At 74.7% G+C, this 15,652-nt stretch carries 11 protein-coding genes; all 11 read right to left on the reverse strand.

Translation table 11 applies throughout. The features are described 5' to 3' along the window. Nucleotides 1-19 precede the first annotated feature (19 nt). Entirely contained in the window at nucleotides 20-3,577 is a 3,558-nt protein-coding gene (smc, locus tag JIG38_RS11000; RefSeq protein ID WP_199423851.1) for a chromosome segregation protein SMC, read from the reverse strand. Nucleotides 3,578-3,645: 68 nt separating this feature from the next. After that, complete coding sequence (ndk, locus tag JIG38_RS11005) at nucleotides 3,646-4,071, reverse strand: nucleoside-diphosphate kinase (RefSeq protein ID WP_199423852.1); 426 nt, start codon at nucleotides 4,069-4,071, stop codon at nucleotides 3,646-3,648. A gap of 37 nt (nucleotides 4,072-4,108) precedes the next feature. Next, nucleotides 4,109-4,531, reverse strand: a complete 423-nt coding sequence (locus JIG38_RS11010) for a DUF4233 domain-containing protein (protein ID WP_199423853.1) — start codon at nucleotides 4,529-4,531, stop codon at nucleotides 4,109-4,111. A 100-nt stretch (nucleotides 4,532-4,631) separates the two neighbouring features. Then, complete coding sequence (locus JIG38_RS11015; protein WP_199423854.1) at nucleotides 4,632-6,347, reverse strand: MDR family MFS transporter; 1,716 nt, start codon at nucleotides 6,345-6,347, stop codon at nucleotides 4,632-4,634. 106 nt (nucleotides 6,348-6,453) lie between these two features. Continuing rightward, complete coding sequence (locus JIG38_RS11020; protein ID WP_307844817.1) at nucleotides 6,454-7,110, reverse strand: TetR/AcrR family transcriptional regulator; 657 nt, start codon at nucleotides 7,108-7,110, stop codon at nucleotides 6,454-6,456. Nucleotides 7,111-7,173: 63 nt separating this feature from the next. Continuing rightward, the gene (gene dhaM, locus JIG38_RS11025) at nucleotides 7,174-7,911 is read right to left on the reverse strand and encodes a dihydroxyacetone kinase phosphoryl donor subunit DhaM (protein WP_199423855.1); all 738 of its coding nucleotides are present in this window, start codon (nucleotides 7,909-7,911) and stop codon (nucleotides 7,174-7,176) included. Continuing rightward, on the reverse strand, nucleotides 7,908-8,555 hold the full coding sequence (gene dhaL / locus JIG38_RS11030; RefSeq protein WP_199423856.1) for a dihydroxyacetone kinase subunit DhaL: 648 nt from the start codon (nucleotides 8,553-8,555) through the stop codon (nucleotides 7,908-7,910). Before dhaL ends, dhaM begins: the two co-directional genes overlap by 4 nt. A 116-nt stretch (nucleotides 8,556-8,671) precedes the next feature. Then, the gene (gene dhaK, locus JIG38_RS11035; RefSeq protein ID WP_199423857.1) at nucleotides 8,672-9,667 is read right to left on the reverse strand and encodes a dihydroxyacetone kinase subunit DhaK; all 996 of its coding nucleotides are present in this window, start codon (nucleotides 9,665-9,667) and stop codon (nucleotides 8,672-8,674) included. Between the two features lie 219 nt (nucleotides 9,668-9,886). Next, nucleotides 9,887-11,239, reverse strand: a complete 1,353-nt coding sequence (locus JIG38_RS11040) for a bifunctional folylpolyglutamate synthase/dihydrofolate synthase (protein ID WP_199423858.1) — start codon at nucleotides 11,237-11,239, stop codon at nucleotides 9,887-9,889. Then, nucleotides 11,236-14,514, reverse strand: coding sequence for an isoleucine--tRNA ligase (gene ileS / locus JIG38_RS11045; protein ID WP_199423859.1), 3,279 nt, complete (start codon nucleotides 14,512-14,514; stop codon nucleotides 11,236-11,238). Before ileS ends, JIG38_RS11040 begins: the two co-directional genes overlap by 4 nt. Nucleotides 14,515-14,805: 291 nt before the next feature. Then, nucleotides 14,806-15,573: an NYN domain-containing protein gene (locus JIG38_RS11050; RefSeq protein ID WP_199423860.1), complete on the reverse strand. Its 768-nt coding sequence runs from the start codon at nucleotides 15,571-15,573 to the stop codon at nucleotides 14,806-14,808. Nucleotides 15,574-15,652: the final 79 nt, after the last annotated feature.

Below are 15,652 nucleotides of genomic sequence, written 5' to 3' on the forward strand. Positions count from 1 at the left end.
CACGAGATCTCCACACGCCTCAGGCGGTGGCGTCCTCGCGCATCCGCTGGCTGATCACGGTCGTCACGCCGTCCCCGCGCATCGTCACGCCGTAGAGGGCGTCGGCGATCTCCATCGTGCGCTTCTGGTGGGTGACGACGATGAGCTGGCTGTCCTCCTGGAGCTCGGTGAAGATCTCCAGCAGCCGGCCGAGGTTGACGTCGTCGAGCGCGGCCTCGACCTCGTCCATGACGTAGAACGGGCTCGGCCGCGCCTTGAAGATGGCCACGAGCAGCGCGACCGCGGTGAGCGACCGCTCCCCGCCCGAGAGCAGCGACAGCCGCTTGACCTTCTTGCCCGCGGGGCGGGCCTCGACGTCGATGCCGGTCGTCAGCATGTTCTCGGGCTCCGTGAGCACGAGCCGGCCCTCCCCGCCGGGGAACAGCCGGGAGAACACGCGCTCGAACTGCACCTCGGTGTCCCGGTACGCCTCCGTGAAGACCTGCTCCACGCGCTCGTCGATCTCCTTGACGATCTGCAGGAGGTCCGCGCGGCTCTTCTTGAGGTCGGCGAGCTGCGTCGACAGGAAGGTGTGGCGCTCCTCGAGCGCGGCGAACTCCTCGAGGGCCAGCGGGTTGACGCGGCCGAGCAGCGACAGCGCGCGTTCGGCCGCACGCAGCCGCTTCTCCTGCTCGGCGCGCACGTACGGGACCGACGTCGGCTCGCCGTCCTCGCCCGCGACGGGGACGGGGCGGTCCGGCCCGAACTCCTCGAGGAGCACCTGCGGGTCGAGGCCCAGGTCCTCGACGCTGCGGGTCTGGAGCTGCTCGATGCGCAGCGCCTGCTGCGCGCGCGCGACCTCGTCGCGGTGGGCGACGTCGGTCAGCTCGCGCAGCTCGGACGTCCAGCGGTCGACGTCGGCGCGGACGGTGACCAGGCGCGCGTCCCGCTCGGCGCGCGCCGCCTCGGCGGCCTCGCGCGCCTCGGTCGCGAGCCGCAGCGAGCGCTCCAGCTCGGCGAGCGCCGCGGTGGCCCCCGCCCGGACGGCGTCGGCACGACGCGCCTGCGCCGCGCGCTGGGCGGCGCGCTGCGCGGCCCGTGCGCGCGCCTCGCGCTCGGCCGCCGCGGCCCGCTCGAGCGACTGGGCGCGTCCGGCGAGCGCCCGCGCCCGCTCCTCGCTCGTCCGCAGCGTGAGGCGGGACTCGGTCTCGCGCGCCCGGGCCGCCGTGGCCTGCGCCGCCGCCTCGTCGCGGGCGCGCGTCGCGGCCTCGATCTGGTCGTCGGACTCGGCGGGGTCCGTCTCCGCGTGCGCGAGGCGCTCGGCGAGGCCGGTGAGCTCGGCCTGGTCCTCGGCCAGCCGCACCTCCGCCGCGGCGAGCGCCGTCTGCGCACGCTCGGCCTCCGCACGCGCGGCCCGCGCGACCGAGCCCAGGTGGCCGAGCTGCTCGGCGACCGCGGCCAGGGCCGCGTCGGACTCGTGCAGGCGCTCGAGCGTCGCCTCGTGGCGCGTGCGCGCCTCGTCGAGGGTGCGCTGCGCGGTGACGGTCTCGAACCGCGTGCGCTCCCCGCGCGCGACCGCCTCGGCCACGCGGTCGCGCGCGTCGTCGAGCGCGGCCTGCAGCTCGAGCGCGCTCGGCGCGCTCGCGGAGCCGCCCGCGGCCCGGACGGCGCCGAGCAGGTCGCCCGCGCGGGTGACGGCCACGAGGTCGGGCCGCGCCGCGACGACGGCGCGCGCACGGGCCAGGTCCTCGACGACGACGACGTCGGCGAGGAGCGTCCGGACGGCGCCCGCGACGTGCGCCGGGGCCGTGACGAGGTCGAGCGCGGCCGTGGCGCCCTCGGGCAGGCCCGTCGGGGGCGCCGGGTCGCCGGCGCCGGCGGGTCCCGCGACGACGAGCGTCGCGCGACCCGCGTCGTCGGTCCGCAGCCGGCGCAGCGCGTCGACGGCGGCGTCGACCGACTCGACCGCGACCGCGTCGGCGGCGGCACCGAGGGCGGCCGTGAGCGCGTCCTCGTACCCCGGCTCGACGCCCAGGAGCGCGGCGACCGAACCGAGCGTGCCGGGCAGGTCGTCCGCGGCGAGCAGCGCCCCCGCGCCGTCCTTGCGGACCAGGCTCATCTCCAGCGCCTCGACGCGCGCGGTCCACGTCGCGCGCTCCCGCTCCGCGGTCTGCTCCGCCTCGCGGAGGGCGGCGAGGGCCTCGGTGGCGGACTCGAGCGCCTCCACCGCGGCCTCGTGCTCGGCGTCGAGCCCCTCCTCGCCCTCCTCGACACCGGCGACCTGGGACTCGAGCGCGGTGAACTCGACCGTGGCCTCCTGGCCGCGCCGCTCGGCCGCCGTGAGGGACTCCCGCAGCCGTCCGATCTCGGCCTCGGTCGCCTCGAGCCTGCTCCGGCGCGCCGCGACCTGGCCCGCGAGGCGTGCGAGGCCTTCCCGACGGTCGGCGACCGCGCGCTGCAGCGTGGCCACCTGCCGCTCGGCGTCGTGCGCCTGCGTCTCGACCTCGGTGCGGTGGGCGGTCGCCGCCTCGACCGCGACGCGGGCCAGCTCGACCTCGGTCGCGAGCTCGGCCTCGGCGGCGCGGGCGCGCTGCGCCTGCGCCTCGAGGTCGTCCGGGTCCCGGCCGCCGGGCTCGGCGTCGCGCTCGGCGCTCCCGAGCAGTCGCAGCCGCTCGGCCGCGAGCGTCTGGGTGCCGCGCAGCCGCTCCCGGACGGACGAGAGGCGGTACCAGACCTCGCTCGCCTCCGAGAGCTCGGGCGCCGCGGCGGCCGCGGCCGTCTCGAGCGCGCTCAGCGCGGACCGTGCCTGCGCGAGCCCGGCCTCGACCTCGGCCTTGCGCGCGAGCAGCGCGCTCTCGTCCGCGATCTCCTGCTCGAGCGTCGCGCTGAGCTGGGCGAGGTCGTCGGCGAGCAGGCGGGCACGAGCGTCGCGCAGGTCCTGCTGGACCGTCTGGGCGCGGCGTGCGACCTCGGCCTGGCGACCCAGCGGGCCGAGCTGTCGGCGGATCTCGGCCGTGAGGTCGCCCAGGCGCGTGAGGTTCGCCTGCATCGCCTCGAGCTTGCGGAGCGCCTTCTCCTTGCGCTTGCGGTGCTTGAGGACGCCCGCGGCCTCCTCGATGAAGCCGCGGCGCTCCTCGGGCGTCGCGCGCAGGACGGCGTCGAGCTGCCCCTGGCCGACGATGACGTGCATCTCGCGGCCGAGCCCGGAGTCGGACAGCAGGTCCTGGATGTCGAGGAGCCGGCACGGCGAGCCGTTGATCGCGTACTCCGAGCCGCCGCTGCGGAACAGCGCGCGGGAGATCGTCACCTCGGTGTAGTCGATCGGGAGGGCGCCGTCGGCGTTGTCGATCGTCAGGCTGACCTCGGCCCGGCCGAGCGGGGGGCGGCCGGAGGTCCCGGCGAAGATGACGTCCTCCATCTTGCCGCCGCGCAGGGACTTGGCTCCCTGCTCCCCCATGACCCAGGCGAGCGCGTCGACGACGTTCGACTTGCCCGAGCCGTTGGGCCCGACGACGCACGTGACCCCCGGCTCGAAGCGCAGGGTCGTCGCGGACGCGAACGACTTGAACCCGCGCAGGGTCAGGGTCTTGAGGTGCACGGGGCGAGCCTACGGGCGCGGCGGCGCGAGCTCGGCGAGGCGGGGCGGGCGGGCGGTGCGGTCCGGCGTCACAGGGACGGGAACCACAGCCCGATCTCACGCTCGGCGGACTCGGGCGAGTCCGAGCCGTGCACGAGGTTCTCGGTGACCGGGAGGCCCCAGTCGCGGCCCAGGTCGCCGCGGATCGTGCCGGGTGCGGCGGTCGTCGGGTCGGTCGTGCCCGCGAGCACGCGGAAGCCCTCGATGACGCGATGGCCCTCGACCACGGCGGCGAGCACCGGGCCGGAGCCCATGAAGTCGACGAGCGGCCCGAAGAACGGCTTGCCCTCGTGCTCGGCGTAGTGGGCGCCGAGGAGCGCCGCGTCGGCCGTGCGCAGCTCGGCGGCGACGAGCGTGTAGCCCTTGGCCTCGACGCGGCGCAGGACCTCGCCGACGAGGCCACGGCGGACGCCGTCCGGCTTGACGATGACGAGGGTGCGCTCGGCCTGGCTCATGGCCGCAACCCTAGCGGGGCTCCGGGGCCCCGGACGCTCAGGCCGGCGCGGGCGGCGGGGCGGCGGCGCGCTCGGCGCGCTCGCGGTCGATCCGCCCGCCGAGGCGCAGCGCGACGACCCACAGCACGACGAAGATGCCCCCGACGACGAACATCATCGGCACGGCGAGGCCCGCGGCGAGGACCGCGACCTGGAGCACCGATCCCGCGACGTACCCGGCCGTGCTGCGCAGGAGGCCGGCAGACAGGACGAGCGAGAGCGCCAGCGCCCCGGCGACACCCCAGACGACGGACGGCGGCGCGAGGCGGAGCCCGAAGGCGACGAGCGCCGCGAAGCCGACGAGGAACGCCTCGAGCACGAGGATCGTCGCCGCGAACTGGCGGCGCGCGGAGCGGGTCCTCGGCGCGGGTGCGTCGGGGCCGGCGTCGGGGGCGGCGTCGGAGGCGTCGTCGTCGGGCACGGCGTCCACGCTACCTGCGCGGACGCCGTGGGCCCGACCTGGCCCCGCCGTCCCCCGTGACGTCACCCGTGACCTGGTCGGGCGCCGCGCCGGGTGGCGCTCAGTCGCGGGCGTCGCTCGACGCGTGGGTGCGGTCGTGCTCGTCGGCGGGGGCGGAGCCCTCGACGACCACGACCTCGTCCGTGGCGGCACCAGCGACGTCGGCCGGCGCCGCGGCGTGGCCCGCGCGCACGTCGTCGCCCGCGACGGCCTCGCCGCGCGCGACCATGCCGGCGACGTCGGACAGCGCCACCTCGCGCAGGAAGAGCGTGAGGACGAAGCCCAGCGCGAGGATCGGGACGAGGTACCAGAACGCGGGCGCGAGCGCGTCCGCGAAGGCGTCGACGACGCCCTGCCGCAGCTGCTCGGGCAGCGCGTCGAGCACGGCTGGCGTGAGCGACGCGGCCGGGTCGCCTCCGGCCGCACCGCCCGCGGGAGCGCCCGCGAAGAGCGGCTCGAGGCGGTCACTGAGGCGCCCGGTGAAGACCGTGCTGAACAGGGCGACGCCGACGGCCGCACCGATCTCGCGGAAGAAGTTGTTCGCGCTGGTCGCCGTGCCGAGCTCGTGCGGGTCCACCGAGTTCTGGACCGCGAGGACGATGGTCTGCATGACGAGGCCGAGGCCCGCGCCGAGCACGAAGATCATCGTGCCGAAGAGCAGCATCGAGATGTCGCCCGTGAGGCGCGTCATCCAGATGAGGCCGAGGGTCGAGATCGCCATGCCCGCGATCGGGTACATCCGGTAGCGGCCGGTCCGCGTGATCGCGACGCCCGAGCCGATCGCGGTGGCCATGACGCCCACCATCATCGGCAGCATGAGGAAGCCGGACTCGGTCACGCCCGCGCCGGTCGCCATCTGCAGGAACGTCGGCAGGAAGGTCAGGGCCGCGAACATGCCCATGCCGATGATGAGGCCGACCGAGGTCGCGATCGCGAACGTCGGGTTGCGGAACAGGTGCAGCGGGAGCAGCGGCTCCTCGGCCCGGCTCTCGACCCACACGAACGCGGCGACCGCCAGGAGCGTCACGGCGAGCAGGCTCTGGAGGCGCCAGTCCGCCCAGTCGTAGCCCGCGTCGCCCGAGAAGCTGTTCCAGCTGGTCAGGAGCACGATGCCGGACGTGCCGACGACCATGAGCACGATGCCGGCGACGTCGATCCGGCGGCCGGCGCGGTGCGTCGGGAGCTTGAGGGCGAACCACGCCACGACGAACGCCCCGATGCCGATGGGCACGTTGAGCCAGAACGCCCAGCGCCACGTGAGCTGGTCGGTGAAGAAGCCGCCGAGGAGAGGTCCGATCACCGCCGCGATGCCGAACAGGGCGCCCATGGGGCCCATGTACTTGCCGCGCTCCTTGGCCGGCACGACGTCGGCGATGATCGCCTGCGACAGGATCATCAGCCCGCCGCCGCCGAGGCCCTGGATGGCGCGCCACGTCACGAGCTCGGCGAAGTTCGAGGCCAGCGCGCCGCCGATCGAGGCGAGCGTGAACAGGCCGATCGCGACGAGGAACGGCCAGCGCCGGCCCCACAGGTCGCCGAACTTGCCGTAGAGCGGCATGACGACCGCGATCGCCAGGATGTAGGCCGTCATGACCCAGCCCTGGTGCTCGACGCCGTCGAGCTCGCCGACGATCGTCGGCAGCGCGGTGCCGAAGATGGACTGGTCGAGCGACGACAGGAACATGCTCGCCATGAGGGCGCCGAAGATCAGCCAGATCGTCCGGCGGTCGAGCACGACGAGTGGGGCGTCGCTGGTGGCGGGTGGTGCGCTGGCCATGGAGGTCCTCGGTGCTGGGGTGGTGCGGGCGGGAGGGGCGACGGCGCTGTCGGTCGTGAGGGTCGCGCGGCGTGGGCGCACGGCCCGGGTCGGGGTGGCGGCGGGGTCAGCCCGGGACGTCGCGCAGGAGGTCGTGCAGCTCCCCCACGACGCGCGGGACGGCGTCCTGCACGGGTCCGGACTGGCCGTCCGCCTCCCACGTCGCGAACGTGGCGCGCGTGAGGGCCATGACGAGCAGGGTCACCAGCTCGACGCGCGGCGCGCGGGCGTCCAGGCCCAGGCGGGCCGCGACGAGCCCGGCGATCTCGGCGTGGTGCCGCTCGAAGGCGAGCACCTGGCGCGCGACGAGGCGCGGCTCGCGGCGCGCGAGCTCCATCGCGCACGCGATGCGCTCGCGGCTGGGGTGCGGGCGGTCGACCAGCGCCACGACGAGCCGCTCGAGGTCCGCCCGGAGCGCGCCGGTGGGCCCGCCGGCGGCGAACTCGGCCGCGACCGCCGGGTCGATCGCGAAGGGCTCGAACGCCAGGACGGCGTCGTCCTTCGACTCGAAGTAGTTGAAGAACGTGCGCGGCGAGACGCCCGCGTGGCTGCAGATGCCCTCGACGGTCACGCCGTCGAGGCCGTGGGCCTCCACGAGCACGTGCGCCGCGTCGATGAGGGCCTCGCGGCGGGCCCGCTTCTGGCGCTCGCGCAGCCCCTGGCCGACGTCGGCCGCGGGGCCGGGGGCACCGGGCGCCTCGGGCGCCACCAGGTCGATCTGCACGAGTGCAAGGTTACGCTCGATGCAATCTTGCAGTCAATGCAGGACGCCTCCCGGGACGGAGGATCACCCGGCCTCGCCGAACCCGCCCTCGATGAGCTCCACCACCGACGCGACGGCCTGCTCGGCGTCCGGACCGCTCGCCTCGACCGTCAGCTCGTCGCCCGCCGTCGAGCCGAGCGCCATGAGCGCGAGCACGCTCGCGCCGTCGACGCCCTGCACGCGGACGGGCACGCCCGTGCCCGCCACGTGCCGGGCCAGGAGCGCGGCGGGGCGGGCGTGCAGGCCGAGCGGGTTGCGCACGACGGCGGTCCGGCGCACGGCCGGACCCCCGGCGTCGCCGGGCCCGTCCGCCGCGGGAGGGGCGGTCACCCCGGGCGCGGACGCCGGAGACGGCGGCGCGTCCGCCGCGCGGCCGGCTGCGCCCTCGGCGGCGCGCGCGACGGCGTCGGCGTCACCGCCCTGCTGCGCCGCGACCGCGGCCGCCACCGCGCCCTCGACGAACGGCGCGTCCGGCAGGCGCACGCGCGCGGCGTCGTCGTCGTCGAGCATCTCGAGCGCGGTCTCCGAGGTGAGGACCGCCGACCCGAGGTCGGTGAGCACGACGACGTCGCCGTCGGCGAGCGCGCCCGTGACCGCCTCGAGCACGCGGTCGAGGCTCGTGCCGATCTCCTCGCCGCCCCCGACCGGCAGGCCGCCCGCGGGGACGAGCCGCACGTCCGGCGCCATCTGCGCGGCGAGCTCGGCCGTCCCCCGGGCGACGAGCGCCGAGTGCGACACGAGGACGAGGGCGACGCGCGTCATGCCGGGTCCGAGCCCCCGGCCGTCTCCGCCGCGGCGCGCAGCAGGAGCGCCGACGACGCCGCACCCGGGTCGCGGTGGCCCGCGCTGCGCTCGCCGAGGTAGCTCGCGCGACCCTTGGTCGCGACCATGGGGTCGGTCGCGACGGCGCCCTCCTCCGCCGCACCGGCGGCCGCGGCGAGCACCTCGACCGCCCCCGCACCCGACGCCGCCGCCGACTGCGCCGCGGCGGCCGCCGGGCTCCACGCGTCGACCATCGTCTTCTCGCCGGTGGTCGCCTTGCCGCGCGCCACGATGCCCTCGAGGCCCGCCTCGACCATCGCCACGACCGCGGACGCATCGAGCTCGTCGAGCCCGGTGACCTTGGCCGCGCGCAGGTAGGCGGTGCCGTAGAGCGGGCCGGCCGCGCCGCCCACGGTCGACATCAGGGTCGTCGCCACGAGCTTGAGCACGTCGCCGACCTGTGCGGGCGGGGTCTCCAGCGCGTCGAGCCGCTGGACGACGGCCGTGAAGCCGCGGTTGAGGTTCTCGCCGTGGTCGCCGTCGCCGATCTGGCGGTCGAGCTCGCTGAGCTCGAGCCGGTGCTCGGCGACCACCTCCGCCGTGCGGCGCACCCACGCCTGCGCCCAGGCCACGTCCAGACCCATGCTCCTCCTCCGTGTCCGCCGCGCCCACCGGCCCGCGGCCCGATCCGTCGGCCCCCTCGTCTGCGACCCGGGGTCGCGGACGTGCCGTCAGCCTGCCACGCGCGGGCCCCGACCACTCACCAGCGCAGCGCCGCCGTGCGCACGGGAGCGTCCCAGAGCGCCGTGAGCTCGTCGTCCAGGCGGAGCACCGTGACCGAGGCGCCCTGCATCTCGAGCGAGGTCACGTAGTTGCCGACGAGCGACCGGGTCACCTGGGCGCCGCGGCCCTCGAGCAGCCGGCGCGCCGCGCGGTAGACGACGTAGAGCTCGGACAGCGGCGTGCCGCCCATGCCGTTGACGAGGAGGAGCACCTGGTCCGAGCCGGTGATCTGCAGGTCGTCCATGACCGGCGTGGTGAGCAGCTCGGTGATCTCGTCCGCGCCCGCCATCGGGATCCGGCGGCGACCCGGCTCCCCGTGGATGCCGATGCCGATCTCGATCTCCTGGTCCGTGAGCTCGAAGCTGGGGGTGCCCGCGTGCGGCACCGTTCCGGCGGCGAGGGCGACGCCCATCGAGCGCACGGAGCCGATGACGCGCTCGGCGATCGCGGCCACGCCCGCGAGGTCGTCGCCGCGCTCGGCCGCGGCCCCGGCGATCTTCTCGACCGCGAGCGTGCCGGCGACGCCGCGGCGCCCGGCCGTGTAGAGCGAGTCCTCGACCGCGACGTCGTCGTTGACGACCACGGCTCGCACCTCGATGCCGTCGGCGTCCGCGAGCTCGGCCGCGGTCTCGAAGTTGAGCACGTCGCCCGTGTAGTTCTTCACGATGTGGAGCACGCCCGCGCCGCCGTTCACGGCGGCCGTCGCGGGGGCGATCGCGTCCGGCGTCGGCGAGGTGAACATGGCGCCCGGGACGGCTGCGTCGAGCATGCCCGCCCCGACGAAGCCCGCGTGCAGGGGCTCGTGCCCGCTCCCGCCGCCGCTGACCAGGCCGACCTTGCCCTGGACCGGCGCGTCCGCGCGGACCACGTACAGCGGGTCGGTGTGCACCCGGACGAGGTCCGCGTGCGCCTGCCCGAACCCCTCGACGGACTCGTCGACCACGCGTGCCGGGTCGTTGATCAGCTTCTTCACCGCTGCTCCCATCAGCCGGCCGGTGGCGCGGCGGCCACCCTGCCGCGCGTCACCGGTGCTCGCGTTCCCGAGGGGGCTCGGGCCCATGGTCAGCATTCGCCGGTCGCGGAGCGAGGGTCAAGGGGAAGCCGTGCACGAGCGGTGCACATCCGTGCACGACGACGCCGAGGTCGCTGGTTCGCGTCGCTCGAACCAGCGACCTCGGCGGGGCGGGGTGCTTCAGGGGCGGCCGAGGAGGATGCGGGCCTCGGCGGCCATGGTCACCGAGCCCGTGACGAGCACGCCCGCGCCGGTGAGCGAGCCCTCGGTGCTGGCCTCGGAGAGGTTGACCGCGAGCGACACGGCCTCGTCGAGCCGCTCGGCCACGTGCACGCGGTCCTCGCCGAACACGTCGCGCGCGATCTCGGCGAGGTCCTCGACCTCGTACGCGCGCGCGCTGCTCGACCGCGTCACCACGACCTCGTCGAGCAGGGGCTCGAGCCCGGACAGGATCTGCTCGGCGTCCTTGTCCTGCAGGATGCCCACGACCCCCACGAGGCGCTCGAAGGTGAACGCCTCCTCGAGCGCGAGGGCGAGGGCCTCGACGCCGGCGGGGTTGTGCGCGGCGTCGACGAGGACGGTCGGGGACCGCCGGACGACCTCGAGCCGGCCCGGCGAGTCCATCCCGGCGAACGCCGCCTCGACGGTCGGGCCCGCGAGCGCGCCGCCGTCGCGCAGCAGCACCTCGACCGCGGCGAGGGCCAGGAGCGCGTTGTGCGCCTGGTGGGCGCCGTGCAGCGGCAGGAAGAGGTCCGCGTAGACGGCACCCTGCGTGCGGAGGACCACGAGCTGGCCCCCGACGGCGACCTGACGCTCGACGACCTCGAGCTCGACGCCCTCGCGCAGCACGCGGACGCCGTGCTCGGCGGCGGCCGCGAGCACGACGCCCTCGGCGTCCTCGCGCTGCTGCGCGAGCACGAGTGTCGAGCCGTCCTTGACGATGCCGGCCTTCTCGCCCGCGATGTCGACGAGCTCGTGCCCCAGCCAGCGCTCGTGGTCGTAGGAGATCGGCGTGATGACCGCGACGTCGGCCTCGACGACGTTGGTCGCGTCGGTCCGCCCGCCGAGCCCGACCTCGATGACCGCGACGTCGACCGGCGCGTCCGCGAACGCGGCGAACGCCATGACGGTGAGCACCTCGAAGAAGCTGAGGCGCGGCCCGCCGCGCTCGAGCGAGCGCTGGTCGACCAGGTGCACGTACGGCGCGACGTCCTGCCAGAGCTCGACGAAGCGCTCGTCGCTCACGGGCTCGCCGTCGATCGCGATGCGCTCGGTGACCGTGGTCAGGTGCGGGCTCGTGAAGCGGCCCGTGCGGAGCCCGTGCTCGCGCAGCAGGCGCTCGACCATGCGGCTGGTCGACGTCTTGCCGTTGGTCCCGGTGACGTGCACGACCCGGTACGCGCGCTGCGGGCTCCCGAGGAGGTCGCACACCTCGACGATCCGGTCGAGCGTGTACTCGAAGTCGTGCTCGGGCGTCCGCTCGAGGATGCCCGCGTAGACCTCGCGCAGCTCGTCGCTGCCGGCCCCGCTCACGCGGCACCGCCCGCGACGGCCAGCTCGACGCCGACCTGGCCCTGCGGGCTGCCGACCTCGACCTCGAGGGAGGTCGCGAGCGTCTCGCGCGCGATCATGTCGCGGTGGGTCTCGACCGCGGCACGGTGCTCGTCGGCGACCGTGAGGACGAGACGGATCCGGTCCGTGACCTGCAGGTCCCGTGCCTTGCGCTCGTCCTGCACCACGCGCACGACGTCGCGCGCGAAGCCCTCCGCGCGCAGGGCGCCGTCGAGGGCGGTGTCCAGGAGCACGACGCCGCCGTCGGCGAGCACCGCGGCGACGCGGTCCTCGCCCGCCCCCTCCGCGACGACCGTCGTGAGCTCGTACTCACCCGCGACGAGCGGCACGTCGCCGGCCGGCGTGCGGACCACGACCGTGCCGTCGGCCTGCGCCCACTCCCCCGCCCGCGCGGCCTTGATGACGTCCTGCACGCCGCGCCCGAGGCGCGGGCCGGCGGCGCGCGCGTTGACCGCGAGCCGCGACGTGACGCCGAGGTCGGCCGGGCCCACCTCCGCGAGGTCGACCAGCGTCACGTGCTTGACGTTGAGCTCCGAGCGCACCAGCGCGACGTACGGCTCGACCGCGGCCGGGTCCGTGAGCGCCACCCCCAGCTCGCGCAGCGGCTGACGCACGCGCAGGCCGTTGGCCTTGCGCAGGCCCAGCGTCACGGACACGATCTCGCGCACCTGGTCCATGGCGGTGACGAGCGCGTCGTCGGCGGCGAGGACGCGGCCGAGGTCCGTCGCCCCCGACGCGTCGTCGAGCACGGGCCAGTCGGTGAGGTGCACGCTGCGCCCGCCCGTGAGGCCGCGCCAGATCTCCTCGGTGGTCAGGGGTGCGAGCGGCGCCATGACGCGCGTGAGCACCTCGAGCGCCGTCGCGAGCGTGGAGAACGCCGCCGGGTCCTCGTCCCAGAACCGCTGGCGCGACGTCCGCACGTACCAGTTGGTCAGGAGGTCGAGGTGCTCGCGCACGGCCTCGCACGCCCCCGGGACGTCGTAGGCGTCGAGCTGCGCGGTGACCTGCTCGACGAGCGCGCGCGTCCGCGCGAGGACGTAGCGGTCCATGACCGGCAGGTCGGCGACGCGCTCGGGCGTGAGCGGCCGGGCGACGAGGCCCCGGCCGCCGTCGGCCGCGCCCGCGTAGAGCGTGAAGAAGTACCAGGTGCTCCACAGGGGCAGCAGGACCTGACGCACGCCCTCGCGGATGCCCTCCTCGGTGACGACGAGGTTGCCGCCGCGCAGGATCGGCGACGCCATGAGGAACCAGCGCATCGCGTCCGAGCCGTCGCGCTCGAAGACCTCGGTGACGTCCGGGTAGTTGCGCAGCGACTTGCTCATCTTGCGGCCGTCGGAGCCCAGCACGATGCCGTGCGAGACGGACGTGCGGAACGCGGGCCGGTCGAAGAGCGCGGTCGCGAGCACGTGCAGCGTGTAGAACCAGCCGCGCGTCTGGCCGATGTACTCGGTGATGAAGTCGCCCGGGTAGTGGTGCTCGAACCAGTCCGCGTTCTCGAACGGGTAGTGCACCTGGGCGAACGGCATCGAGCCCGAGTCGAACCACACGTCGAGCACGTCGGGGATGCGGCGCATGGTCGAGCGGCCCGACGGGTCGTCCGGGTTGGGGCGCGTGAGCTCGTCGATGAACGGCCGGTGGAGGTCGTGGACCTCGACGCCGAAGTCGGCCTCGAGCTCGGCGATCGAGCCGTACACGTCCGTGCGCGGGAACGCGGGGTCGTCGCTCACCCACACCGGGATGGGCGTGCCCCAGTACCGGTTGCGCGAGATCGACCAGTCCCGCGCACCCGCGAGCCACTTGCCGAACTGCCCGTCGCGGATGTGCTCGGGGACCCAGGTGATCTCCTGGTTGAGCTCGACCATCCGGTCCCGGAACTGCGTCACGCGGACGAACCAGCTCGACACCGCCTTGTAGATGAGCGGGTTCCGGCACCGCCAGCAGTGCGGGTAGGAGTGGTCGTACGTCTCGTGCCGCACGACGACGGCGCGCTGGGCCTCGGCCACGTGCTCGAGCGGGCCGGTGCCCGCCTTGAGGTCCGCGATGATCTGCGGGTTCGCGTCGAACACCTGCAGGCCCGCGTAGTCGCGGACCTCCGGCGTGAACCGGCCCTTGCTGTCGACGGGCACGACCGGCGCGATGCCGGCGGCGTCGCACACCAGCATGTCGTCCTCGCCGAACGCGGGGGCGAGGTGGACGATGCCCGTGCCGTCCTCGGTCGTGACGAACTCGCCCGCGAGCACCTGGTGGGCGTTCGCGTGCCGCGTGAAGTAGCCGAAGGGCGGCGTGTAGCGGCGCCCGACGAGCTCGGCCCCCTTCAGGTCACCGAGAAGCCGCGCCTGGTCCCTGGGATCGGCGGCCGTCGCCGCGACGAATCCGAGCTCGCGCTCATAAGCGCTCAACCGGCTGGCCGCGAGCACGACAACCTCTCCATGCAGGCGCGAGTTCTCGGACGGCGCCACGCGGACGTAGTCGATGTCCGGGCCCACGGCGAGCGCGAGGTTGGACGGCAGGGTCCACGGCGTCGTCGTCCACAGGAGCGCGAGGTCGCCCGTCTCGAGGCGCACGCCGACGGTGAGCGCCGGGTCCTGGCGCGAGGCGTAGACGTCGTCGTCCATGCGCAGCTCGTGGTTGGACAAGGGCGTCTCGTCGCGCCAGCAGTAGGGCAGCACGCGGTAGCCCTCGTAGGCGAGGCCCTTGTCGTGGAGCTGCTTGAACGCCCAGATCACCGACTCCATGTAGGAGGTGTCGAGGGTCTTGTAGTCGTTCTCGAAGTCCACCCAGCGGGCCTGGCGCGTGACGTAGTCCTGCCACTCGTCGGTGTAGCGCAGCACCGACTCGCGGCAGACCTTGTTGAACGCCTCGATGCCCATGTCGTCGATCTGGGACTTGTCCGTGATGCCGAGCACGCGCTCGGCCTCGAGCTCGGCCGGCAGGCCGTGGGTGTCCCAGCCGAAGCGGCGCTCGACGCGGTGCCCGCGCTGGGTCTGGTAGCGCCCGACGATGTCCTTGGCGTAGCCCGTGAGCAGGTGGCCGTAGTGGGGCAGGCCGTTGGCGAAGGGCGGGCCGTCGTAGAAGACGAACTCGTTCGCGCCGTGCTCGCCGGCCTCGCGCTGGTCGATCGACGCCTGGAACGTGCCGTCCTGCGCCCAGTGGGCCAGGACGTCCTTCTCGAGGGCCGGCAGGTCCGGGGACGCGGGGACGGGCGTGCCGTCCGGGCGGTGCAGGGGGTAGGCCATCGCGGTGCTCCAGGCTGGTCGGTGGTGCGGTCGTCGTCACGGCTGGCAGGTCGAGCTGGTCGTGCTGCCACTTCGTGCGAGGACGACTCCCGGTGGCGCGCCCTGCGCACCTGCCGGTCACCGCGGTACCACCCCGCTTGCCGCCGTCGTCCCGCTCAGGGCGACGGCGACCGCTCGTCGAGGCTGTGACGGGCCCACCCGTCCGGTTCTACTGGGGCGGCCGGTGGTGGCCGGCGCCTGTTCTTCCGGAGGCTCGCCGGTGATGTCCGGGTCGACGCCTGTGGGGCGATGCTACCCGCTGGCCCGCGTGGCGGGCGTCGGACGCTTGTCGCGGACAGCGAGCGTCGGCTTCCCCTCGTCGCGCACGAGGAACAGGTCCGTCGCGACGAGGAGCGCCGAGAGCCTGGCGTAGCCGTAGTTCCGCGCGTCGATCGACGACTGGTTCGCGATGTGCTGACCCACGGTCGACACGCGCGCCCAGCCGCTCTCGTCGGCCGCGCCCTGCACCGCGCGCCGCAGCAGCGCCACGAGCTTGGTGTCCTGCCGGAGCTTGGTGGTCGGCACCCGCGCGGGTCCGCCCGGCTTCGCGACGGTCCCGGCCCCGGACCCCCCGGCGCCGTCGTCCGCCTCGAGCCGGTCGAGGACGAGGAATCGGGAGCACGCGCTCCGGAAGGCCACGGGCGTCTTGTCGTCGCCGAAGCCGTACACCGCCGCACCGCGCTCGCGCAGGTGCATGACCAGCGGGGTGAAGTCGCCGTCGGACGACACGATGGCGACCGCATCCGGCCGGTCGGTGTAGTGCAGGGCCAGCGCGTCGACCACGAGGGCCATGTCGCTCGCGTTCTTGCCGGTGCTGTAGTCGTACTGCTGCACCGGTCGGATGGCGTGCTCGAGGAGCAGGTCCGCCCACCCGCGGAGCGCCGGCTTCGCCCAGTTGCCGTACGCGCGCCGGATGCTCGTCTCCCCGAGCACCGACAGCTCGTTGAGGATGAGGTCGATCCGACCCGGCGAGGCGTTGTCCGCGTCGATGAGCAGGGCGATGCGCGCGCGGCATCCCATGGTCAGCACGCTAGCGGTCGGCAACTTCTCGGCGATCGCCGTCGGCGTCGCTTGACCTTGACGTAACGTCAACTCCTAG

It is taken from the genome of Actinotalea solisilvae (assembly GCF_016464425.1).
Lineage (GTDB): Bacteria > Actinomycetota > Actinomycetes > Actinomycetales > Cellulomonadaceae > Actinotalea > Actinotalea solisilvae.